Annotated in this window: 21 protein-coding genes; 9 read left to right on the plus strand and 12 right to left on the minus strand. The window is 64.4% G+C overall.

Features of this window, described 5'->3' with window-relative positions; translation table 11 throughout:
- Position 1: 1 nt before the first annotated feature.
- The 3 genes from rbbA to CWO91_RS23675 form a co-directional block, all read right to left on the minus strand.
- Positions 2-2776, minus strand: a complete 2775-nt coding sequence (gene rbbA / locus CWO91_RS23665; protein ID WP_165405656.1) for a ribosome-associated ATPase/putative transporter RbbA — start codon at positions 2774-2776, stop codon at positions 2-4.
- On the minus strand, positions 2773-3840 hold the full coding sequence (locus CWO91_RS23670) for an HlyD family secretion protein (protein WP_165405657.1): 1068 nt from the start codon (positions 3838-3840) through the stop codon (positions 2773-2775). Before CWO91_RS23670 ends, rbbA begins: the two co-directional genes overlap by 4 nt.
- 249 nt (positions 3841-4089) lie before the next feature.
- Positions 4090-5280, minus strand: a complete 1191-nt coding sequence (locus tag CWO91_RS23675) for an ABC transporter substrate-binding protein (protein WP_245471344.1) — start codon at positions 5278-5280, stop codon at positions 4090-4092.
- Positions 5281-5504: 224 nt separating this feature from the next.
- Between CWO91_RS23675 and CWO91_RS23680 the strand changes: the two genes are divergently transcribed.
- A complete protein-coding gene (locus CWO91_RS23680) occupies positions 5505-7118 on the plus strand; it encodes an acyl-CoA synthetase (protein WP_130216750.1) in 1614 nt (537 codons plus the stop codon).
- A 311-nt stretch (positions 7119-7429) separates the two neighbouring features.
- On the opposite strand, the gene CWO91_RS23690 is transcribed toward CWO91_RS23680, so the two are convergent.
- The gene (locus CWO91_RS23690; RefSeq protein WP_130216754.1) at positions 7430-8629 is read right to left on the minus strand and encodes an MFS transporter; all 1200 of its coding nucleotides are present in this window, start codon (positions 8627-8629) and stop codon (positions 7430-7432) included.
- 187 nt (positions 8630-8816) lie between these two features.
- Here CWO91_RS23690 and CWO91_RS23695 point away from each other — a divergent pair, with 187 nt between their 5' ends.
- From CWO91_RS23695 to CWO91_RS23705, 3 genes are all read left to right on the plus strand, one after another.
- Positions 8817-9620 (plus strand): MBL fold metallo-hydrolase, encoded by an 804-nt coding sequence (locus tag CWO91_RS23695; protein WP_130216756.1) that lies wholly within the window; start codon positions 8817-8819, stop codon positions 9618-9620.
- 153 nt (positions 9621-9773) lie between these two features.
- Positions 9774-10790: an alpha/beta fold hydrolase gene (locus CWO91_RS23700; RefSeq protein ID WP_130216758.1), complete on the plus strand. Its 1017-nt coding sequence runs from the start codon at positions 9774-9776 to the stop codon at positions 10788-10790.
- 14 nt (positions 10791-10804) lie between these two features.
- Positions 10805-11752: a fatty acid desaturase gene (locus CWO91_RS23705; protein ID WP_130216760.1), complete on the plus strand. Its 948-nt coding sequence runs from the start codon at positions 10805-10807 to the stop codon at positions 11750-11752.
- 56 nt (positions 11753-11808) lie between these two features.
- On the opposite strand, the gene CWO91_RS23710 is transcribed toward CWO91_RS23705, so the two are convergent.
- Both CWO91_RS23710 and CWO91_RS23715 read right to left on the minus strand, forming a co-directional pair.
- The gene (locus tag CWO91_RS23710) at positions 11809-12057 is read right to left on the minus strand and encodes a hypothetical protein (RefSeq protein WP_130216762.1); all 249 of its coding nucleotides are present in this window, start codon (positions 12055-12057) and stop codon (positions 11809-11811) included.
- A gap of 136 nt (positions 12058-12193) precedes the next feature.
- Entirely contained in the window at positions 12194-13174 is a 981-nt protein-coding gene (locus tag CWO91_RS23715) for a helix-turn-helix transcriptional regulator (RefSeq protein ID WP_130216764.1), read from the minus strand.
- Between the two features lie 88 nt (positions 13175-13262).
- On the opposite strand from CWO91_RS23715, the gene CWO91_RS23720 reads away from it, so the two are divergent.
- Complete coding sequence (locus CWO91_RS23720; protein ID WP_130216766.1) at positions 13263-13907, plus strand: glutathione S-transferase family protein; 645 nt, start codon at positions 13263-13265, stop codon at positions 13905-13907.
- A gap of 170 nt (positions 13908-14077) precedes the next feature.
- Here the strand turns inward: CWO91_RS23720 and CWO91_RS23725 are convergent, their stop codons facing one another.
- The 4 genes from CWO91_RS23725 to CWO91_RS23740 all read right to left on the minus strand — a co-directional run bounded on the left by CWO91_RS23725 (position 14078) and on the right by CWO91_RS23740 (position 17924).
- Positions 14078-14860, minus strand: coding sequence for an enoyl-CoA hydratase/isomerase family protein (locus tag CWO91_RS23725; RefSeq protein ID WP_130216768.1), 783 nt, complete (start codon positions 14858-14860; stop codon positions 14078-14080).
- A gap of 12 nt (positions 14861-14872) precedes the next feature.
- On the minus strand, positions 14873-15979 hold the full coding sequence (locus CWO91_RS23730) for a cyclic nucleotide-gated ion channel (RefSeq protein ID WP_130216770.1): 1107 nt from the start codon (positions 15977-15979) through the stop codon (positions 14873-14875).
- Positions 15980-16135: 156 nt separating this feature from the next.
- Positions 16136-16354, minus strand: a complete 219-nt coding sequence (locus CWO91_RS23735) for a hypothetical protein (RefSeq protein WP_130216772.1) — start codon at positions 16352-16354, stop codon at positions 16136-16138.
- 124 nt (positions 16355-16478) lie between these two features.
- Positions 16479-17924, minus strand: coding sequence for a TAXI family TRAP transporter solute-binding subunit (locus CWO91_RS23740; protein ID WP_130216774.1), 1446 nt, complete (start codon positions 17922-17924; stop codon positions 16479-16481).
- A gap of 405 nt (positions 17925-18329) precedes the next feature.
- Between CWO91_RS23740 and CWO91_RS23745 the strand changes: the two genes are divergently transcribed.
- Together CWO91_RS23745 and CWO91_RS43175 are read left to right on the plus strand one after the other, a co-directional pair.
- Complete coding sequence (locus CWO91_RS23745; protein ID WP_208753065.1) at positions 18330-18677, plus strand: DUF3307 domain-containing protein; 348 nt, start codon at positions 18330-18332, stop codon at positions 18675-18677.
- Between the two features lie 278 nt (positions 18678-18955).
- Positions 18956-19354 carry a hypothetical protein gene (locus CWO91_RS43175; protein WP_165405659.1) on the plus strand — a complete coding sequence of 133 codons (399 nt, stop codon included), beginning with the start codon at positions 18956-18958 and terminating at the stop codon, positions 19352-19354.
- Here CWO91_RS43175 and CWO91_RS23755 read toward each other — a convergent pair.
- Together CWO91_RS23755 and CWO91_RS23760 are read right to left on the minus strand one after the other, a co-directional pair.
- On the minus strand, positions 19351-19674 hold the full coding sequence (locus tag CWO91_RS23755; protein ID WP_130216776.1) for a YkgJ family cysteine cluster protein: 324 nt from the start codon (positions 19672-19674) through the stop codon (positions 19351-19353). The genes CWO91_RS43175 and CWO91_RS23755 overlap by 4 nt on opposite strands.
- Before the next feature lie 4 nt (positions 19675-19678).
- Complete coding sequence (locus tag CWO91_RS23760; RefSeq protein ID WP_091890491.1) at positions 19679-20377, minus strand: helix-turn-helix transcriptional regulator; 699 nt, start codon at positions 20375-20377, stop codon at positions 19679-19681.
- 113 nt (positions 20378-20490) lie between these two features.
- Between CWO91_RS23760 and CWO91_RS23765 the strand changes: the two genes are divergently transcribed.
- Positions 20491-20751, plus strand: coding sequence for a hypothetical protein (locus CWO91_RS23765; protein ID WP_130216778.1), 261 nt, complete (start codon positions 20491-20493; stop codon positions 20749-20751).
- 35 nt (positions 20752-20786) lie between these two features.
- Positions 20787-21515 carry a glutathione S-transferase family protein gene (locus tag CWO91_RS23770; protein ID WP_130216780.1) on the plus strand — a complete coding sequence of 243 codons (729 nt, stop codon included), beginning with the start codon at positions 20787-20789 and terminating at the stop codon, positions 21513-21515.
- The last annotated feature ends 43 nt before the right edge of the window (positions 21516-21558 follow it).

A 21558-nucleotide genomic window follows, 5' to 3' on the forward strand; every position in this document is an offset into this window, starting at 1 on the left:
GTCAGCGGGCCTGTTTCTTCAGCAGCATAGCCCCGGCCGCCACCAGCACCGGAACCGTGACGGCGAGCGCCAGGAGATCGTTGTGAAGGGTGTCGAACCCCAGGCCCTTGGAGAAGGTGCCCCGCGAGATCGTGACGAAATAAGCGGTAGGATAGAGTCGCCCGACCAGAGCGCCCAAGCCCTGGAGCGATGAAACGGGATCGATCAGCCCGGAATATTGGATGGCCGGGATCAGCGTGATCAGGACCGTGCCGAACAGGGCCGCGATCTGGCTTTTCATGAAGGCCGAGATCACGAGCCCCAGGCCTGTTGTGGCCGTGACGTAGAGCAGGGCGGCGAGCGCATAGGTCGCAAAGCTGCCGGTGAAGGGCACGCCGAAAACGGCGAGCGCAAAGCCGACGAGCAGGAGGAAGTTGCCGAATGCCAGCAGCACGTAAGGCAGCTGCGTGCCGAGCAGGAATTCCAGCCGCGTCACCGGCGTCACATAGAAATTGACGATCGAGCCGAGCTCCTTCTCGCGCACGACCGCGAGCGCCGCCAGCACCGCCGGGATCATGACCAGCAGCAGCGGGATGATCCCGGGTGCCATGGCGACGACGCTTCTGACGTCTGGATTGTAGCGATAGCGCAGCTGGAGCTGGTAGGAGCCGGCGATCGCCGCCTCGCCATAGAGTTCGCGGCCCTTCTGCGCCAGCCAGGTGGCGTGAATCGCTTGGGCGTAGGAGCGCAGCGTCTCGGCGCGTGTCGGATTGGCGCCGTCGACCCAGGCGCCGATCTCGACACGGTAGCCGCGGCTGACGTCGCGGCCGAAGCCGGGCGGCAATTCGATGGCGAGGCCAATCTCGCCGGCGCGCATGCGGCGGTCGAGGTCGGTATAGTCGCTGATCGGTGGCTTTTCGGTGAAGTAGCGCGACCCCGCGATCTGAAGGCTGTAGTCGCGGCTGATGGCGCTGTCGTCGCGGTCGAGCACGGCGAAGGCCAGGTTCTCGACGTCCAAGCTGATGCCGTAGCCGAGCACGAACAGCAAGAGCACGCTGCCGAGGATCGCGAGCGTGGCGCGGATCGGATCGCGCCGCAGCTCGAGCGATTCGCGCCGGGAATAGGCGAGCATGCGGGTCGGATTGAATATCGCACTGCGCTGGCGCGGGAGCGCCGTGGTCGTCGTCGTCGGCACGGGCGACGTGACTGCCGGCTGGCCGACCGAGTCCCGGGATTCGGCGATCGCGTCCTCCAGACAGGCGATGAAAGCCTGCTCCAGCGTGTCGGTGCCGCGCGCGGCCATGATGGCAGCGGGCGTGTCCGACGTCAGCACCTTGCCCGCATGCATCAGCGAGATTCGATCGCAGCGCTCGGCCTCGTTCATGAAGTGGGTCGAGACGAAAATCGTGACGTTATCTTCGCGGGAGAGCTCGGCGAGGATCTTCCAGAAGCGGTCGCGGGCAACCGGATCGACGCCGGAGGTCGGCTCGTCGAGGATGAGGATGTCGGGCGCATGGATCATGGCGACCGCCAGCGACAGCCGCTGCCGCAAGCCGAGCGGCAGCGCATCGGGCAGAGTATCGGCGACGTCGGCGAGATCGAACCGGACGATCATCTCGTCGATGCGCGCGGCAATAGTGTCCGCCGGTAGTTCGAACAGCCGCGCATGCAGGTCGAGGTTTTGCGTGACCGTCAGCTCCGAATAAAGCGAAAAGCCCTGCGACATGTAGCCGATGCGCCGTCGCACCGACATGTCGCGGGCATCGATCGCCTTGCCGAACAGCCGCGCGGTGCCTTCGCTGACGGGCAAGAGGCCGGTGAGCATCTTCATGGTCGTGGTCTTGCCGCACCCGTTCGAGCCGAGAAAGCCGAAGATCTCGCCCTTCCTGATGCGGAAGCTGACGTCGTCCACGGCGACGAAGTCGTTAAACCGCTGGGTCAGGTGATCGGCCTCGATCGCGATCTCGTCATGGCCCTCGTTGCGTGGAGGGATGACGACACTGGTGTGATGGTCGCGATCTGCCTCCGGCAACAGACGGATGAACGCGTCGTCGAGCGTGTCGGCGCCGGTCCGCCGCTTCAGCGCGACCGGGGTTCCCGTCGCCAGCACGCGGCCGGCGTTCATCGCGACCAGGACGTCGAATTGCGCCGCTTCTTCCATATAGGCGGTCGAGACGATCACGCTCATGCCAGGCCGGCTGTCGCGGATCGAGGCGATCAGTTCCCAGAATTGACGTCGAGACAAGGGATCGACGCCCGTGGTCGGCTCGTCCAGGATCAGAAGCTCGGGATCGTGAATCAGAGCGCAGCACAGCCCCACCTTCTGCTTCATGCCGCCGGAGAGTTTTGCGGCGGGGCGGTCGGCGAAGGCGGTGAGCCCGGTATCGCGCAGCAGGTCCGCGATCCGTCTGCTTCGTTCTGCCTTGTCGTGTCCGAACAGGCGGCCGAAGAAGTCGATGTTCTCGAACACCGACAGCGTCGAATAAAGATTCTTGCCGAGGCCCTGCGGCATATAAGCGATATCGGGGCAGACGGTGCGGCGATGCCGTGAGCTTGCCATGTCGCCGCCGAGCACATGGATGCGCCCTTCCTGGATCGCACGCGCGCCCGCGATCAGGGCGAGCAGGCTCGATTTGCCGACGCCGTCGGGACCGATCAGTCCGACCATGCAGCCGGACGGCAGGTCGAGCGTAATGGCATCGAGCGCCCGGGTCTTGCCGTAGTTCAGGCCCACGCCGTCCAGATGCACCACGCTGCCGACGGCAGCCAATGCATCGGCTGTGGCAGTCGCGCTCATCGGGTCAGCTTGATCTTGAGATTGTCGGGCCATTGCGCGGCCGGATCGAACTGCACATAGGCCATCCCAGGCAGGCCGGTCTTCACATGCTCGATGTGCTGGCGCAGCAGCTCGGGCGCGATATGCGCCTTGATCCGGAACATCAGCTTCTGCCGCTCCTCTTCGGTCTCGACCGTCTTGGGCGTGAATTGCGCGACGTCAGCGACGAAGCTGGCTCTTGCGGGGATCACATATTGCGGGATGGCATCGAGCACGAGACGAACGTCGGCGCCGATCGCGACGCGGCCGGCCTGCGCCGTAGGCAGGAAGAATGTCATGTAGATGTCGCCGAGATCGACCATGTTGAGGACGCGGCCGCCGGCAGCGAGCACCTCGCCGGGCTGCGACACGCGATACTGCACGCGGCCGTCGCGCGGTGCCTTCAGCACGCTATCATTGATATCGGCGTTGATGCTCTCGATCGCGGCCTTTGCCGCGTCGACCGCGGCTCCCGCATCGATCACCATGGCGCGGGCGGAGCTGATCGCGGCCTCGGATGCTGCGACCTGGGCCTTTGAAGCGGCAAGCGCCGCCTTCGCCGTGGCGTTGGCAGAGCGGTCGTCGTCCAGCACCTGCTGCGACACTGCACTTGTCCTGATCAGCTGCTCGGAGCGATCGAGCTTGCGGCTCGTGGTGTCGAGCTGCGCGACGCGCTGGTCGACAACGGCCTCCGCAGCCCTGCGTTCGGCCTCGCGCTGGTTGACGAGGCTCTTCGCGGTCTCGACATTGATTGACGCGCGCTGGAGCTGCGCTTCGGCCTGGCGGCGCTGGGCCTGCAATTGCTCGGTGTCCATGCGCGCCAGAACTTGGCCCGCAGTCACGAAGTCGCCTTCGTTGACCAGGATCTCGCGGATCCGTCCCGGCGTCTTGGTGGCGATGTCGATCTCCACCGCCTCGATACGGCCGTTGCCTCGGGCGAAACCCGCGGGAAGTGCATTGGTATCGCGGTGCTGCCAGTAGAAATAGCCGCCGCCCGCAAGGATGATGGTGATCGCGGCAATGACGCGACCGGAAGTGAAGTTCATCAGTCCACCACGCCGCGCAGCGGCGCCCACATGTTGAGACACGAACGCCCCACCGCTGATCACGCAGAAGGGCCGGCTCAATATGCAGCGATTTTTGCATCGCAGCTTGATGCAGATCAGACGGCAACGAGGTGTGCCTGTCGCTATTTTGGGCAACTCGTCGCCGCGGCCCGCCCGCCTTGGCTGATCAGGCGGACAGGCAGGACTAGCTGAACAGATGTCGTCGGCCCACAAGTGAGCCGTGCCGCCTCACTTCACCAGCGGACAGCCACCATCCTTCAACGGCCGGAACGCCTGGTCGGCGGATACCTCGGCGAGCAGCTTGTAGTAGTCCCACGGCCCCTTCGATTCCTCGGGCTTCTTCACCTGGAAGAGGTACATGCTGTGCACCATGCGGCCGTCCTCACGCAGCACGCCGTTGTCGGTGAAGGCGTCGCGCACCGGCAGCTCGCGCATCTTGGCCATCACCGTCTTGGTGTCCTTCGTGCCCGCGGCCTGCACGGCCTTGAGGTAATGCAGCGTGGCACTGTAGGTCGCGGCCTGGTTCATCGTCGGCATGCGCTTGACGCGCTCCAGGAAGCGCTTGCCGAAGGCGCGGGTCTTGTCGTTGAGGTCCCAGTAATAGGCCTCGGTGACGATCAAGCCCTGCGCGAGCTTGAGGCCAAGGCTGTGCACGTCGGAGATGAACATCACGATCGCAGCGAGGTTCTGGCCGCCGGCGACGATGCCGAACTCGCCCGCCTGCTTGATCGCGTTGATGGTGTCGCCGCCGCCATTGGCGAGTCCGATGATCTTGGCCTTGGAGGCCTGGGCCTGGAGCAGGAATGACGAGAAGTCCGCCGTGTTGAGCGGGTGCTTGACGCTGCCGAGCACCTTGCCGCCCGCCGACTTGACGACGTCGCCGGTGTCGCGCTCGACCGAATGGCCGAACAGGTAGTCGGCGGTGAGGAAGAACCAGGTATCGCCGCCGTTCTTGACGATGGCGCTGCCGACGGTGTGCGCGTTGGCGTAGGTGTCGTAGGTCCAGTGCGCGGTGTAGGGCGAGCAGGATTTTCCGGTGATGTCGGAGCTGGCAGCGTCCGTCACGATCATGATCTTCTCGTACTGCTTCGACAGCTCCATCACCGCGAGCGCGGTGGCCGAGGTCGGCAGGTCGATGATCATGTCGACGCCCTCGGTCTCCCACCATTTGCGGGCGATGGTGGAGGCAACGTCGGGCTTGTTGAGCACGTCCGCCGAGACCATGTCGATCGGCTTGCCGAACATCTGGCCGCCAAAATCCTCGATCGCCATCTTGGTCGCCTCGACATTCCCCATGCCGCCGATGTCGGAATAGACGGAGGAGAAGTCGGAGAGCACGCCGATCTTGAGCGGTGCCTGCTGGGCAGAAGACGGGCTGGTCGCAAGCACGGCGAGTCCGGCCGCGAAAGCGGCACGCATTATCCGGCACATGGCATTTCCTCTAATATTCTATAGTTGGTGCACCAGCCCAGATTGCCTCTCTGAAGTGTCAATTCTTGCGTAACGGCGCCGCGCTGACCGGCTGAATTGACGCGGCCGATTGCGACGACTACGGTTTGCGCAAACATGGGAAGCGTGCGCATGCAACGGCCTGACGAGTGCTCCGGCCGGCATCCGCGCAGTTCGCAAATCAGGGGACGGAAATGACCGGCGATACCGCAGCTACCATCACGAAGGCACGCGAGCATTCCATCGGCGATCTCCTGCGCCGCGCAGGCAGCCGCGAGCCGAACAAGCTCGCGATAAGCTGCGGCGATGTGAGCTGGACATTCGCGGAGATGGACACGATCTGCAACCGGCTCGGCCGCGGCCTGCTCGGCCTCGGTGTCAAGAAAGGCGACCGTCTTGCGGTGCTCTCGCGCAACTCGCACGCCTTCGCGGCGCTGCGCTTTGCAGCGGCACGGATCGGCGCCGTGCTGGTGCCGATCAACTTCATGCTCAATCCGGATGAGATCAATTTCATCCTGAAGAGCTCTGGGGCAAAGCTGCTTGCGACCGGTCCTGATTTCGTCGAGCCGGCGCGCGCGGCCAGCGCCAAGGACAGCGCCGTCGAGAAGCTGATCTGGTTGCCGGGCGAGGATCCCGCCACCGCATCTTCGGGCCTCACCACTTTCGATGATCTCTTGCATGCCGACGGCTCGTTCCTGGAGGCGTCCGTCGACAGCCGCGATCTCGCACAGATCGTCTACACCAGCGGCACTGAATCGCTGCCCAAGGGCGCGATGCTGACCCATGAAGCGGTGATGTGGCAGTATGTCAGCTGCATCATCGACGGCGGCATGAGCGTGGACGACAAGTTCCTGCACGCATTGCCGCTGTATCACTGCGCCCAGCTCGACGTCTTTCTCGGGCCGCAAATCTATCTCGGCGCTTCCGGCGTGATCACGGGCAAGCCGACCGCCGACAACATCCTGGCGCTGATCCAGGCGCACAGGATCACCTCGTTCTTCGCACCGCCGACGATCTGGATCGCGATGCTGCGCTCGCCGAATTTTGACAAGACCGATCTGTCGACCTTGCAGAAAGGCTATTATGGCGCTTCGATCATGCCTGTAGAGGTGCTGCTCGAGCTGCAACGCCGTCTGCCCAACGTCAAATTCTGGAATTTCTACGGCCAGACCGAGATCGCTCCGCTTGCGACCGTGCTGCGCCCCGAGGACCAGCTGCGCAAGGCCGGCTCGGCCGGCAAGCCGGTGCTCAACGTCGAGACGCGCGTGGTCAACACCGCGATGGAGGACGTCAAGGTTGGTGAGGTCGGCGAGATCGTGCACCGCTCGCCGCATCTGTTGTCCGGCTATTACAACGATCCCGTGAAGACCGCGGCGGCGTTTTCGGGCGGCTGGTTTCACTCGGGCGACCTCGCCACCGTCGACGACGAGGGCCACATCACCGTGGTCGATCGCGTCAAGGACATGATCAAGACCGGCGGCGAGAACGTCGCAAGCCGCGAGGTCGAGGAGATGGTCTACCGCATCCCCGCTGTCTCCGAGGTCGCCGTCGTCGGCCTGCCAGATCCGCGCTGGATCGAGGCGGTGACCGCGATCATCGTGGTCAAGAGCGGCGAGACGCTGGACGAAGAGACCGTCATCGAGCATTGCGCCGGCCAGATGGCGCATTTCAAGGTGCCCAAACGCGTCATCTTTGTTGATAGCCTGCCGAAGAATCCGAGCGGCAAGCTGCTCAAGCGCGAATTGCGTCAGCGCTTCGTCGGCGGCGAGACGCTCGACAAGGCGATCCAGAAGAATTTTGGGACGTGAGGCATTTGTTCTGCGGTAACGGTGCTTTTCGCCTCTCCCCGCGCCTGTCCCGCCGAAGCTTTAGCGAAGGCGGATGCGGGCGAGGTCTCCGCGAGTCCCTCCCGTAGGTTTGAAATAAGTCGGCATCCACATCGTCATTGCGAGCGCAGCGAAGCAATCCAGAGTCTTCCCGCGGTGGCAGTCTGGATTGCTTCGCTGCGCTCGCAATGACCGGAGGAGGAAACTGCGCGAGTCCCTCTAGCACCATTTCCGCGGACGCAGCCCCTCACCCCGGCCCTCTCCCCGCGAAGGGCGGGGAGAGGGGGAAGAACTCAATACTTCTTCACCGCCGCCCCGAAGGCCAGCCACAGCGCCATCGAGACCAGCCCGAAGCCGCCGAGCAGCAGGAAGGTCGGGCCGTAGCCGATCCATTGCGCGATCCAGCCGCCGAGCGCGGGACTGAGGCTCGCGCCGACGCCCTGCACCGTGATCACCGCGCCCTGGCCGAGATTGATGCGGCCGGTGCCGTTGAGCGAGCGCGCGACCATGCCGGGGACGGCAACCGTCTGGAGCCCGGTGCCGATGCCGTCGAGCACCTGCATCGGTACGACGCCCCACCATCCCGTGACGAAGAAGGCGAGCACGCCGCGGATGGGCAGGAACATGAAGGAGATCAGGATCACTGGCCAGTAATTGCGCTTGCTCGCGGCCTTCATCGCGATCAGCGAGGTCACGATCATCACGCCCTGCGCTATCACGACGGTGGTCGCGACGAAGCTCGGGCCATTGGCCTGGCCGTCGGCCACCGCCGCAAGTCCATAGAGCGGCACGATCGCGGCATTGCCGAGATGGAAAAGGGCGAGCGCGAGTGCCAGCACGAGCAGCGGCTTGTGCTTAAGCAACATCGTCATCGCATCCGGCGGAGCTTTGGAGTCATCCTCCTTGCTGCCGCGCGCGGCGCGATCGTCGATTGCCTTGGCGGGGATCATCAGCACGCAGGCGATCGCGATGGCGCCGAATATGGCCGCCAGCACGAACACGGCGACATAGCCGAACCTGTAGCCGAGATAGCCCGACAGCGCGGCGCCGACCATGTTGCCGGCGTGATTGTACGCCTGGTTGCGGCCATTGAGTGCGTTGAAGCCCTTCTGCTTGGCGATGCCGAGCGTGATGCCGGTCACCGCCGGCACGATCGCGGCACTCGCCAGCGATTGCGCGACCTGGGAAAAGGTGACGGCCCAGAAATTTTGCGAGATCAGGATGATTGCGGATGCCAGTACCACGCAGATGCCGGGGATGACGACCCACATGCGCTTGTTGCGGCTGGAATCGATGAAGCCGCCGATCGGCGTCGTGACCAGCATGCCCGCGACATTGCCGACCGTCATCGCGGTGCCGATCAATCCGCTCGCCCAGCCGCGCTCCTGCAGGAAGACGCCGACGAACGGCCCGATGCCCGACTGCATGTCGGCCATGAAGAAGTTGAGCGCGAACAGGGGCCAGATACGAGACGGTGAAGGGCGCGATGTCATCGAGACGCTGAACGCAATGCTGCCGATCGACTGAGATCTCGCATGAGGCGGAGACTGCGGGCCCATAGGTGCCCGGGGCGGACCAGAACCCAACCTGCACGCATCGCGTTGGTTCCGATCGCCCTTGTGATCGCAGGGCCCGCGACGTCATGTCATACTTGCGACGGTCTCAATCAGGATAACGGCCATGGCACTCTGGACCTGCGAAACCTGCGGCGCGCAATTTCCGAACAGCGGACATCCGCCCGCATCCTGTCCGATCTGCGAGGACGAACGGCAGTATGTGGGCTGGGAAGGGCAAATTTTCCTGACGCGCGAGACGCTGGCAGAGCGCCACCGCGTCGTCTGGCGCGACGATCTCGGCCTGACCGGGCTCTCGCTCGAGCCGAGCTTCGCCATCGGCCAGCGCGCGCTGCTGGTGCCGCTCAGCGAGGGCTGCCTGATGTTTGACTGCGTACCGATGGCAACACCAGAGGCGATTGCGCATGTGCGTTCGCTCGGCGGACTGAAGGCGATCGCGATCTCGCATCCGCATTATTATGGTGCGCTCGCCGACTGGAGCGAGGCGTTCGGCGGCGTGCCGGTCTATCTGCACGCAGATGATCGCCAATGGGTGACGCGGCCACATGCATCGATCGTGCACTGGGCTGGCGATCACCATCGCATCTCTGACGACGCGCTGTTGCTGCGTACTGGCGGTCATTTCGCCGGCGCCACCGTGTTGCACTGGCGGCACGGTGCGGACGGCAGGGGCGCGCTGCTCACCGGCGATATCGCGCAGGTGACGATGGATCGCCGCTTCGTCAGCTTCATGTATTCCTACCCCAACTACATGCCGCTCAACGCCGCGGCGGTGCGGCGGATCGCGGCGGCGGTCGAGCCGCTTGCCTTCGATCGCATCTATGGGGCCTGGTGGGGCCGCAACATTGCCGCAGGTGCCAAGGCCGCGTTTGAGGCGTCGGTCGCGCGTTATCTGGCGGCCATCGCCTGAGTCACATGCCGGTTTGAGCGCGCTTGCCGCACTCGAATAACTGTACTATAAGTACAATTATTGAGTGCGGGGCGTGACGGTGCGCTGGCGGTTTCGGCATGATCGATGGCCAAACGCCGCGCGCATTGCGGTCAGTAAGCGGGAGCGGGATCCATGACGGCGCAACGCGACTACGAGATATTCGAGGCCGGCGACGTCACGCTCCAGTCCGGCACCGTCTTTCCCGCGCTGAAGCTCGCCTACAAGACCTATGGAACGCTGAGCCCGGCCAGGGACAACGTCATCCTCTATCCGACCTCGTTCAGCGCGCAGCACGTCGACACGGAATGGCTGATCGGGCCCGACGGCGTGCTCGATCCCACCCGCTACTTCATCATCATCCCGAACCTGTTCGGCAACGGCCTGTCGTCATCGCCGTCAAATACCGCCGCGCCGTTCCCGAAGGTGACCTATCACGACGCGATCGCGGTCCAGCACCGGCTGCTTACCGAACGTTTCGGCATCTCCAAGCTCGCGCTGGTCTATGGCTGGTCGATGGGCGGCATGCAGGCCTATCATTGGGCGGCGCTGCATCCTGATATGGTCGAGCGCGCAGCGATCGTCTGCGGCAGCGCGCGCTGCGCGCCTTACAATCATGTCTTTCTCGAAAGCGTGAAGGCCGCCCTGACCGCCGATCCCGCCTTCCGCGACGGCCGCTTCGTCGAAAAGCCCGCTGCCGGCTACCGGGCGATGGGACGCGTCTATGCCGGCTGGGCGATGTCGCACGGCTTTTATCGCGACGAGATTTGGCGCGAAGTCGGCTTCACCTCGCTGGAGGATTATCTCGTCCGTGGTTGGGATGCGGCCTTTGCGCGGCGCGACGCCAACGATCTCCTGGCGCAAATCGAGATCTGGCAGAATGGTGACGTCAGCCGCTGCGCCGCATTCGGTGGCGATTTCGACCGCGCGCTCGCCGCGATCAAGGCCCACATGCTGCTGATGCCGGGCGCGACCGATCGCTATTTCGACGTCCGCGACAACGAGGACGAGCTCGGCCGGTTGACCCGCGCAAAATCCGCGGTGTTGCATCCAATCCCGTCGCTGCACGGCCATCGCGCCGGCAACCCCGTGAACAATCCGCGCGATCAGGCTTTCATCAAGGCCGAGATCGCAGCGCTTCTCGGCAGATAGGCAGGCACCCGGTCATGACTGACACAACCGTTTCAGAGCCAGGCCATCGCCTGAAACCGCTGACACCGGCGATGCTGCGCCAATTGTCGGTCCGCTCCGACCTCAGGGGCGCGGCGCAGAGCCTCGGCCATTATGGCGCGATCGTGCTGATGGGCACGCTGATCTGGATGACCATCTCGCGCCATGGTGTGCTCTGGGCGCTGCCGTTGATGGCGGTGCAGGGCTATTTCGTCGCCTTCCTGTTCATGGCCGTGCACGAGACCGCGCACAAGACCGCGTTCAAAAGCCGCGGCCTCAATCTCACTGTGGGCTATCTCTCGGCCTTCATCATCGGATTGCCTTACGAATATTACTGCCTGTTTCACTGGGATCATCACCGCTACACTCAGGATCCGGACAAGGACCCGGAGCTCATCGTCGGCGTGAAGCCGACATCCGACACGCAGCTCGCGATCGCCTATAGCGGCCTGCTCCAGGTCGCCGGGCGTCTGCGGCTGATGCTCGGCCACGCCGTCAGCGGCAAGGTCACCGTGCCCTGGATCCCCGAGAGCAAGCGCGCCATCATCGTGACCGAGGCGCGCGCCTATATTGCGCTCTACGCGCTGTTGCTTGCGCTGTCGCTGTGGCTCTCCTCAGCGCTGCTGCTCTGGGTCTGGATCGTCCCGCTCGTTATCGGGCAGTTCTTTCTGCGGCCCTATCTCTACGCCGAGCATACCGGCTGCGACCGCACCCGCAGCGCCTTCCAGAATACCCGCACGACCTATACCGGCGCGATCGTCAAATGGTTTGCGTGGAACATGCCCTATCATGTCGAGCATCACGCCTATCCCTCGATCCCCTTTTACGCGCTGCCGAAGCTGAACGAGCTCGTCGATGGCGAGATCGTCCATCGCGGCCGCGGCTACATCAGAACGGCGCGCGAGACCTGGGCCTGGTTTCGCCGGCAGCGGCAAGAGGGCTAACTCAACGCAAAGCTCCGGTCGCGCTGCGACCGGAGCTTTGTCGTGAAGGCAAGGTATCAGTAGATCCCGTAGGCGCAGACATTCACGACGCGGACGCGCAGGCCGTGACGGGTCTGGACGAGGCGCTCCTGGTAGCAGTTGCTGACGCCGGTGTTGACATAGACGCCGCCAAAGCCCCAACCCGGGCCCCAGCCATGACCCCAGTGGTGATGATGGAAGCCGCCGGCCGAGGCGGCGGTGGGGGCGAGCGCGGCAATGCCGAGCGAGCCGGCAGCGATCAGACCAAGTGCAAGCTTACGAAACATCTTCATTCTCCATGTGGCGCAGGGCCATTGTTGTGTCCCTGCATCTCGGTCGGACCGAGACGCGAATGCGTTCACCGCGTTGGCTGAGAATCGTGTTTCAGGATTGTTTCGTGGGCCGCGACAAAATGTGCCGCCTTCAGGCTTTTCGCGCCACGCGATAGCGCGCGGCCATCGCCTGCGTCAGCTCGATCATCTTGTCGCGGAGATCGGCGGGCTCCAGCACTTCGGCCTCGGGGCCCAGCCGCAACAGTTCGGCCGCGGCATGCCATGACGTCCTGCCGACCGGGACCCTGGCGATACGCCAGCCATCTGCGTCGACGGTCTGCTCAAGTTGCGTGCGTGCCTTGACGTAAGGCTGGCTCAACGCGTCGAGCAACTTGACGCCGAATGGCGACAGCCGGACGACCGCGACGTTGGGATGCATCTCGGCCTCGAGACGAAGTGTCGCGGCCTGCCAATAAGCGGCGAGATCGAAATCGGCGGGACGATCGAAGCGATCGTCGAGCGCCGTGCAGTCGAGCACCCGCGCAACGCGATAGGTGCGCACGTTGCCGTCGACTTGCCCTGCGAGATACCAGCTACCGCCCTTCAGCACGAGGCCGAGCGGGGCGACGCGGCGCTGTTTCTCCGCGCGCCAGCTCTGGTAGCGGATCTTGATCAGCGTCCCGCGCAAAGCCGCGCCGGCGATGGTGCGCAGATGCTTTGGGTCTTCGGCCTCGCCGAACCAGGCGGGCGCGTCCAGGTGAAAACGCTCCTGCATCCGCCCGGCGTCCTCGCGCAGATTCGCGGGCAGCGCCGCCATCAGCTTGTTCTGCGCGGCGATCATCGCGGCGTCCAGCCCCAGCGCCGCGGCCGGGCCCGGCAATCCCGCCAGGAACAGCGCGCCCGCCTCGCTCTGCGACAGTCCGTTCAGCCGCACGCGATAGCCGTCGAGCAGGCGGTAGCCGCCCTCGGCGCCGCGGTCGGCGTAGACAGGCACGCCGGAAGCGGCGAGCGCATCGATGTCGCGATAGATCGTGCGCACCGACACCTCGGAGGCTTCGGCGAGCTCGGGCGCGGTGACCTGCCCTCTGGCCTGGAGGGTGGTGAGGATCGACAGCATCCGGCTCGCGCGCATGATCCCTTAAACCATACCTGACACAAGATGTCAGGTATGGTTCGTTACAAGCTGCGCCATCGCCAACTGGGCAGATGGGAGACCCGCCATGACCGATCCGAACCGCATCACGCTGTATTATTCGCCGCAGAGCCGCGCCACCGGCACGCGGGTGCTGCTGGAGGAGTTGGGCGCGCCCTACGATCTCCATGTCCTCAACATGAAGGCGGGCGAGCAGCGCAAGGACGCCTATCTCGCCATCAACCCGCTCGGCAAGGTGCCGGCGGTCCGCCACGGCGGGGCGCTGGTGACCGAGCAGGTCGCGATCACCATCTATCTCGCCGACCTGTTTCCACAGGCGGGGCTGACGCCCGCGCTGAACGATTCCTTGCGCGGTCCTTATCTGCGCTGGATCGCCTATTATGGTGCCTCGTTCGAGCCGGCCATGATCGACAAGTTCATGCAGCGCGAGCCGGCGCCGATCACGCAATCGCCCTACGCCGATTACGACACCATGCTGGGCACGCTCGAGGCGCAGCTGTCGAAGGGGCCGTATCTGCTCGGCGAGCGCATGACGGCGGCGGATGTGTTGTGGGGCGTCGCGTTCAGCTGGACCATGATGTTCGGCATCGTGCCGAAGAAGGACGTGTTCGTCCGTTATGCCGAGCGCATGACCTCACGGCCTGCGTACGAGCGCATCACTGCAGCGGACGCCGAGATGGCGGCGCAGCATGCCAAGGCTGCGGGCGGGTAAAGTGGGCGCGTCATATACGGTGTCGTCCCGGCGAAGGCCGGGACCCATACCCACCGAATTGAGTTTTGCGACGACTCGGGGTTACCAGTCCACCCTAAAACTACTCCCTGGGGTTATGGGTCCCGGCCTTCGCCGGGACGACACCGAGGGTGTTGCACTCGCTCTCCAGCTCAAAACCTTGGTGCCCGCTTCTCCGCGAACGCATTGATGCCTTCCTTGATCTCGTCGCCGCGCATGCTGTCGCGGTGGCGCTGGTCGGCGGCGGCTTCGTCGAGTTCGCCGCGGGCGAACTCGTTGATGGCGCGCTTCATGCCGCGCATCGCCTGCGGCGCGTTGCCGGCGAGGACGCCAGCGAGCTTGTCGACTTCCTCGTCCAGGAATTCTACCGGTACCATGGCCGTGAGATAGCCGATGCGCAGCATCTCCGGCGCGCTGATCCTTGAGGCGGTGAGGAACAGTTTTTTCGCATTGTCGAGGCCGAGCCGGGTCACGTAGCGTTTGATGCCGCTCGGGTAATAGTGCAGCCCGAGCCGTGCCGCCGGCATGAACATCTCGGCGGTATCGACACCGATGCGGAAATCGCAGGCCAGCGCGAGATCGGTCGAGCCGCCAAAGACGCCGCCATTGAGCCGGCAGATCGTCGGCACGCCCAAATCCTCGAGACGGTTGACGACCACCTCGAACGCTGAGCCCGCGCTCTGCTGCTCGCTCGCGCTCACCGCGCGCTCCGCCACCGAATTGAGATCGTAGCCCGCGGAGAAGGCACGCCCGGTGCCAGTCAGCACCAGCACGCGAATGGCCGGATCGCTCTCGACCCGGTCGAACAACTTGACCAGGTCGCTGAGATCCTCCGCCTGGAGCCGGTTGAGATGTTTTGGCCTGTTGAGGCGGATGGTGGCGCGTGCGTCGGTGATTTCGAGCACGGGGCTGGTCGCGTCGGCTGTGTCCGACATTCTTGTCTCCATTTACTTGTTCTCGAGCGCGCGCCGTTTTGCTTCGGCGTCGATGGTCTCGGCAAGATCTGGATGCCGCGCCATCAGCACGCGGAAATCGACGAGGTCGAGCACCAGAAGCCGCGATACTTTCGTGGTCGAGACGTTGGCACCGCGCTTGTTGTTGCCGAGCAGCGCCATCTCGCCGAAAAAGGCGCCTTCACCGAGCTGCACCTTCTTGCCGGGCAGGTCGACCTCGACCTCGCCGGCGGCGATGAAATACATGCAGTCGCCCTGCGTCCCCTTGCGGATGACCAAGGTGCGCGCCGGCAGCTCCATTGTCCGCAGCATATGGGTGACGTCGGCGATGGCCGCAGGCCCCAGCGCCGCGAAGAACGGCACCTTGCTGACGGATTCCCAGGTCTTGAGGAAATTGTCGCGACGGGTCTCCGCGGCAAAGCCGGTCGCCAGAATACCGGTCCATAGCCCGAACACGCCGAGGCCGGAGATCATCACCAGCGCCGCCACCATGCGTCCGAGCGGCGTGACCGGCACGACGTCGCCGTAGCCCGTCGTCGTCAAGGTCACCACCGCCCACCACAGCGCGGCAGGGACGCTGCCAAACGTCTGCGGCTGGACGTCTCGCTCCAGGAAATATTCGGCGACGGAAGCGAGGAAGACCACCATCAGGAAGATCACGAGCACGCTCACCAGCGGTCCCGATTCCAGCACCAGCACCCGCCGCAGCTGCCGCAAGCCCGGAATGCCCGGCACCACCTTCAGTACCCAGAGCACGCTGAGCAGCCATGCCGTCTTCGGCTCGACGCCGAGGACCAGCGCGAACGGCACGGCCAATGCCCCGATCGCGTCAACGATGCCGGCAGAGGAGGACATATAGAGCGAAAGCCGCCCTTGGCGCGCCATGTGGCGCAGCCGGATCAGCCATTCGAACACGAAATAGACGAGGCAGACCCATAGCAGGCCATTAACCCAGCCGCGCGCCTCATTGGCCCGGTTGTCTGTCAGCAGCACCATGCTGAGCACGCCGACGCCGACGGCCACATAGGCCGTCTTGGTCATGTTGCGGCCGGCCGTGGCGGCCGCGAACTGGGCCAGAGCGGAAATCAGCGGCTTGGACATGCGGGAAGGCGGCTCGGTTCTGGCTCGTGTGGTCCCGGTTGGGACTTCAGGGCCAAAGTGCCCGCCCGGGCCGAAGCCGTCAACGACGGGCGCGGGCCGCAGCGCCGTCGAACAGGGGAGGGCGGGTGAGGTGGCCGGCGGAGCGCCCGGCTGAGGCTACCTGAAATGCGGTGGCTCGTCGTAGCCGCGGCGGCTGCTGAAAAACAGCAGCACCATCAGGCCAATGCCGACGACGAGGGAAAATCCAGCCCCCAGCGCGAGGGCCCAATAGCCTTCCGTCGGGATCGGATCGCCTTCGACCGCCATGGCGGAATAGACGAAATAGCCAACTGCCGCCAGCATTCCCAGCAGGAAGATGACGAGGAGTGTACGCATGGCGCGTTCTCCGGTTGCAATCCGGGAGCCAACGATTGTGGATGGGGACGGTTCCTGGGTTCCGACCATCGATCCACCGCCAAGACGTCCGCCAAGCCTGACCTGAGGGCATCAAACCGTCGGATCAGGCGCTCTGGGCGGTCTTGACCACCACGACGTTGCTGTCGTCCTGCTGGGCCGGGCCGGCATCGCGGGCGGTTTTTTCACCCTCGCTGGCATGACGTTTCAGGTAGTCGCGGCGCATGCTGATCTCGTCGCGGACGAACTCGTAGCCGAGCTTGAAGGTATCGAGCCCGTCGGTACTGATCGTACCGTCTCTGAGTCCAATGACGGCCCCGCGCAAGATACCTTCCAGCTCGTCCTGGAGACATTCGAGCTGATCCAGCGAGTGGGCATGCTCGATCCGCTCGCCGATGTCGAGGATGGCGGTGGAGAGCTCGCTGGCCTTCTCCGGCGCGATCCTCGTGATCTTGGCGTAGATCGCAGCGAAGATCGAGCCGATGACGCTGAGCGCGGCGGCGCCCAGATACATCACGTCGCTGTACTTATCCATGAACGACTTGGTGTCGTCGTTGATGTAATCGGCGGCACCCCGATGCGCCATCACGAAGGCGTCTTTCTCGACCGAGGCCGGCTCTATCCTGGTGGCAAAGCCGTTGTCGAGCCCGAGCGCGGATTTGTTCTCGTAGACGATACGCGCGAGCTCGCCTGCGGTGGTCGGGGACATCCTGGATTGTGCGACCAGGAGCCATTCGAGCCCGATCGTGTCGAGATCGTCGTCGGGAATTTGCGGGTACGTCGATAACGTGCCAGCTGTCAGCGTCTCGTCGGAAATGCCCGGGAGTTTGCGCGCCAGCGTCTTGGCGTCGTCGATCGCGTTGAGCGTGAAGCCGCCGCGCTTGGCGATCTGTTCATAGGATTTGTCCCGCACTGCCCTGGAGGCGTGGACGATGGCGATCACCGCGCTGAAGCCGCTCGCCGGCGCAAACAGCTTGTCGAGTGTTGCGCCCTGCGGTGCCATCTGGATCTTCGCGGCATCGGGACCGTCGGGGACGTCGAGAATACTGCGGACGAAGGCGAGCGAGGATTCGTTCACGGCGACGACCGCGACCTTCTTCTTCTTCAGCTCGGCGAGCGACTTGATCTTCTTGTTGCCGGGACCGAGCAGGAGCACGAGATCGTGCTCGAGGATCGCAAGCGTGCGCGCCCGCAGCGGCACTTTGGCATCCGTGCGCAGCACGGCGAGGTCGGCCTGCCTGCGATCGAACTGTGCGATCGCCTTGGCGTTGTCCGCGTTGTTGACGATCTTGATCCGGAAGCGCGAGGCGTTGTTCTTCAGGAGAGCGGCGAGCTTGGCCGCGAACAGCGCCTCGTCGCTGTTGGGGCCGCCGACGGCAAAGGTCAGCGTTTCCGAATTGTGCACCAGCGTGCGCCCGGCCCAGACGGTGGCGAGCGACAGCAGAAGCGTCAGCACGACGTAGAGAAAGACCTGCTGCTGGTTGGTCTTGATCACCTTGGGGCGCCGCGGCGGCGGCTCGGTCAGTGATGCGGTGGGGCCTACAGTACTCATGGCAGCACTCTGGCCTTATTCTTTGGCTGGCGGCGGCGCGTGGCATGGGAAGCGCAGCGGTCGCCCTGTAATTCGTAAACGCCTGAAAAAAGAACGATATTCTCTACGACCAATGATAGCGCGAAGGTCCCGGAATGCAAATTTCGAGCCGAAGGTAACCTTACTCGACGCCCGCCGCGGCGGTTGGTCATCCTATCACCAGTTAGCCACAGTTGGCGATTTTCCGGTTCCCCCGGCTGCATTCCGCCGCGGGAAATGTCATAAATCAGAGGTCCCGGCGATTTGACCGGTCCAAGAAGAAGTTGCGCTGAACGCTCCAATTTTTCTTGTCACCTCAATGAGGGCGTCGGCTTGTCGTTTCCACCCATGTCATCGGCGGTTCCGGTTGAAGCGCTCATTGGCTGGATGCTGCTGCTCACCTTCAAGCACATCATCGCCGATTTCGTCCTCCAAACCGCCTGGATGGCGCATGGCAAGGATCAGAAGCACGGCTGGGCCCTGCCGCTTCTGGTGCACTGCCTCGTTCACCTTGCGGTTGCGCTGCCGCTGATCCTGATCGTGGCGCCGAAATTCTGGTTCGTGGCGTTCATCGACTTCGCGATCCACATCACGATCGACCGCGCCAAGGGGTTTGTCTCGGCCAATTTCGGTGTCGACCTGGCGCATCCCTGGTTCTGGACCCTGATCGGCGTCGATCAGGCGCTGCATCACCTTACCGGCTTCGGCCTCTCCATCTTCATGGCGGCGAACTGAGGCTAGCCACGTTTGGCCGGCCGCTCTGCCTTGCATGGTTCGAGACGCGCCGTGCGGCGGCGCGCCTCACCATGTCTGGGATCTCGCCGCGGACCAAGACCTCATCCTGGGGGCGCGCCAAAGGCGGGCGTCTCGAAGGAGGGCCATCGGGAAACCTTCTTTCCTCTGCCCTCCGATTCGCGGCCAGGGCGCAAGCACCCCGGGTCACTACCGGGCAGCGTGGTTAACCTTTCGTTAGAGAATTGCACTGCATCTTCCCCACACGAGGGAGAACTGCAATGTTTTCAAGCCGCGATTCCTTTGAAAGCGATTTCTGCCCGGTTCGCGACGAGCTCCTTGGCGAGATGTATCGCGCCAGCGCGAGTGGCCTGCCGAGGCTGGTTGAGAGTGTTTCCCCTGACGTACGCGCCAGGCTGGCGCTGTTCTGCTATCGTCGCAGCCATCTGCACTCGCTGGCGGTCGCGATCGCCGCAAGCTGCAGCGAGCGCGACCTGATCGAGAACGGCGGCCGCGTCGGTTCGACGCTCTACGCGCTGTCGCGCGAAAGCGCGGCGAAATCCTCACCGTCGCTGTCGGGCGGGCGAAAGCCGATCACGCTGTCGACCAAGCCGCTGTCGGTGCTGGCACCGCTCGAGGACGAGCTCGACGACGAGATCAGCGAAGCCGTTCCGGCTTAAGCGCCCTCTATCACCGGGAGCCCGAACTTCCGCCGCGCCATCGCGCATTCGGCGTCGCCCGGCATGCAGGTGCGGCACACCTCGGGCCGCACGGCATAGACGCCGCACGCCGTCGCCCTCCCGATCTCTCCCTTTAACGCCGAGCAGCGATCGCCCTCGCAGCGCATGCCGGATTGACGCGCGTTGACCAGCGCCTCCGGGATCGCTGCAAGCTCTTCGTCGCTCTCGATCGAGAAGCGCGGCCAGTTCGCCGAATAGCCGCAGCAGGCACCGCAGCTCTGGCAACAGCTCGACAGATCAAGGGGCGAGGTCTGTTCCATCGCGTCACGTGTCCTTTGGCGGACCCCAGACCAGGCTCTGCCGCCATCTTGCGCGCAGCACGTCGCGCCGCTCCGGGTATTTCTCGTCGAGATAGGTTGCCTCAACCACGCGGTCGGTGCGGAAGCTGCGGAAGTCGCTGCGCAGCTCGCACCAGGCCGCGAGCAGGCGCACGGCTTCGAGATAGCCGACCGAAATCGGCCAGATCATGCGCTCGCTGGCCCGGCCCTGCTCATCGCGATAGCGGAGCATGATCTTCTTGCCTTCGTGAATCTGGGTGCGCGTGCGCGCCATGTCCAGGCGGTCCGGCTCCCTGTTCCAGCTTGGCCGCGCGCGGCTCGCCGGCTCCAGCACGAAGGGACGCAGGCGCTCGGGGACGGTGTCGGCGATCTTGGCCATCAAATCCTCGGCGGCGCGCGCCAGCGCGGAGTCGGCGTGGCCCGCGACCCATTGCGCGCCCAGCACCGCCGCCTCGATCTCGTCGGGCGTCAGCATCAGCGGCGGCAGGTCGAAACCCTTCTCCAGGATGTAGCCCATGCCGGCTTCGCCGCGGATCGGCACGCGCTGGCCGATCAGCGTTGCGATGTCGCGATAGATGGTGCGCTTCGATGTCTCAAGCTCAGCCGCGATCGCGTCCGCCGTCAGCGGTTTACGCGTGCGCCTCAGCACCTGGATGATCTGAAACAGTCTGTCGGCGCGTCTCATGGCGGGTCTCTTGTTCGTGGTCTTTTCAAAAGGCGGCGCGCGGCTGCTGACAGGATGTTGGCAGCAGGGGAGTTCTATACCGGGACAACACGTCGACTGAAGAGGATTTGTCCATGATCGTTCCAACCCATTTCGGCCCCGCCGGCCCGCTGTGGCGCGCCCAGATGTGGCAAGCCCGGGCGTTTAGCCGCCTCGTTTCGCTCGATCTCATGGCCGTCGATCTCCGATTTGCGTTCGCAAGCGTGGTGGCCCGCTCGCTGGTCCGGGCTGCGGACGCGCTCGTCCGCCACATGATGAGCCGCGCCTGGCAGGGGGCCCGTTTCGCAGAAGATATCACGGCTGCTGCCACCATGGTGGCAGCAGCCGGCAGGTAGGTTCCGTTCACGTTCGGTAGGTTAGGAGAGGTTTCATGATCACGCTTTACGGCTTTGGCACCGGCTTCGGCCTGCCGGAAATCAGCCCCTTCGTCACCAAGACGGAGGTGCAGCTCAAGATGGCGGGGCTGCCCTATCGTAAGGAGCGCGCGATGCCGCCAGCTTCGCCAAAGGGGCAGCTGCCCTTCATCGACGACGGCGGTGAGGCGGTGGCCGATTCCACCTTCATCCGCGCCCATATCGAGCGGCGCTACGGCTTCGATTTCGACGCCGGACTCTCGTTGCAGGAACGTGCGCAGGCGTGGGCGTTCGAGCGCATGATCGAGCATCACGTCTATTGGGCGCTGGTCGGGGCGCGCTGGGTCGATCCGGTCAATTTCGCCAAGGGGCCGTCGCATTTCTTCGACGGCGCACCCGAGCACAACCGCGAGAAGCTGCGTGAGGACGCGCAATTCCGCGTCGCCGAGAATTATCTCCTCTCCGGTCTCGGCCGCCACGCGCCCGACGACGATGTCGATCTCGCCGTGCGCTCGCTGTTCGCGCTCTCGGTGCAGCTCGGCGACCAGTCGTATCTCATGGGCAACAAGCCCTGCGGCGTCGATGCCACCGCTTTCGGCGCACTCGCGGGAATCCTGACGCCGTTCTTCGAATCGGCCTTGCGCCAGCGCGCCGAGGGATTTCCGAACCTCACCGCCTATGTCGACCGCATGATGGACACGTATTATCCGGAGTTCGCCTGGACCCCGTTGCGGCAGGCGGCTTGAGGCTCGCGGTGTATCCGCTCGCTCGCTGTAGCCTCTCCCGCTT

It is taken from the genome of Bradyrhizobium genosp. SA-3, from assembly GCF_004212635.1.
Classification (GTDB): domain Bacteria; phylum Pseudomonadota; class Alphaproteobacteria; order Rhizobiales; family Xanthobacteraceae; genus Bradyrhizobium.

Coding starts and splice junctions, on each gene's coding strand:
- rbbA (WP_165405656.1), bottom strand. CDS start 2,776: ATGAGCGCGACTGCCACAGCCGATGCATTGGCTGCCGTCGGCAGCGTG.
- CWO91_RS23670 (WP_165405657.1), bottom strand. CDS start 3,840: ATGAACTTCACTTCCGGTCGCGTCATTGCCGCGATCACCATCATCCTT.
- CWO91_RS23675 (WP_245471344.1), bottom strand. CDS start 5,280: ATGCGTGCCGCTTTCGCGGCCGGACTCGCCGTGCTTGCGACCAGCCCG.
- CWO91_RS23680 (WP_130216750.1), top strand. CDS start 5,505: ATGACCGGCGATACCGCAGCTACCATCACGAAGGCACGCGAGCATTCC.
- CWO91_RS23690 (WP_130216754.1), bottom strand. CDS start 8,629: ATGACATCGCGCCCTTCACCGTCTCGTATCTGGCCCCTGTTCGCGCTC.
- CWO91_RS23695 (WP_130216756.1), top strand. CDS start 8,817: ATGGCACTCTGGACCTGCGAAACCTGCGGCGCGCAATTTCCGAACAGC.
- CWO91_RS23700 (WP_130216758.1), top strand. CDS start 9,774: ATGACGGCGCAACGCGACTACGAGATATTCGAGGCCGGCGACGTCACG.
- CWO91_RS23705 (WP_130216760.1), top strand. CDS start 10,805: ATGACTGACACAACCGTTTCAGAGCCAGGCCATCGCCTGAAACCGCTG.
- CWO91_RS23710 (WP_130216762.1), bottom strand. CDS start 12,057: ATGTTTCGTAAGCTTGCACTTGGTCTGATCGCTGCCGGCTCGCTCGGC.
- CWO91_RS23715 (WP_130216764.1), bottom strand. CDS start 13,174: ATGCGCGCGAGCCGGATGCTGTCGATCCTCACCACCCTCCAGGCCAGA.
- CWO91_RS23720 (WP_130216766.1), top strand. CDS start 13,263: ATGACCGATCCGAACCGCATCACGCTGTATTATTCGCCGCAGAGCCGC.
- CWO91_RS23725 (WP_130216768.1), bottom strand. CDS start 14,860: ATGTCGGACACAGCCGACGCGACCAGCCCCGTGCTCGAAATCACCGAC.
- CWO91_RS23730 (WP_130216770.1), bottom strand. CDS start 15,979: ATGTCCAAGCCGCTGATTTCCGCTCTGGCCCAGTTCGCGGCCGCCACG.
- CWO91_RS23735 (WP_130216772.1), bottom strand. CDS start 16,354: ATGCGTACACTCCTCGTCATCTTCCTGCTGGGAATGCTGGCGGCAGTT.
- CWO91_RS23740 (WP_130216774.1), bottom strand. CDS start 17,924: ATGAGTACTGTAGGCCCCACCGCATCACTGACCGAGCCGCCGCCGCGG.
- CWO91_RS23745 (WP_208753065.1), top strand. CDS start 18,330: ATGCTGCTGCTCACCTTCAAGCACATCATCGCCGATTTCGTCCTCCAA.
- CWO91_RS43175 (WP_165405659.1), top strand. CDS start 18,956: ATGTTTTCAAGCCGCGATTCCTTTGAAAGCGATTTCTGCCCGGTTCGC.
- CWO91_RS23755 (WP_130216776.1), bottom strand. CDS start 19,674: ATGGAACAGACCTCGCCCCTTGATCTGTCGAGCTGTTGCCAGAGCTGC.
- CWO91_RS23760 (WP_091890491.1), bottom strand. CDS start 20,377: ATGAGACGCGCCGACAGACTGTTTCAGATCATCCAGGTGCTGAGGCGC.
- CWO91_RS23765 (WP_130216778.1), top strand. CDS start 20,491: ATGATCGTTCCAACCCATTTCGGCCCCGCCGGCCCGCTGTGGCGCGCC.
- CWO91_RS23770 (WP_130216780.1), top strand. CDS start 20,787: ATGATCACGCTTTACGGCTTTGGCACCGGCTTCGGCCTGCCGGAAATC.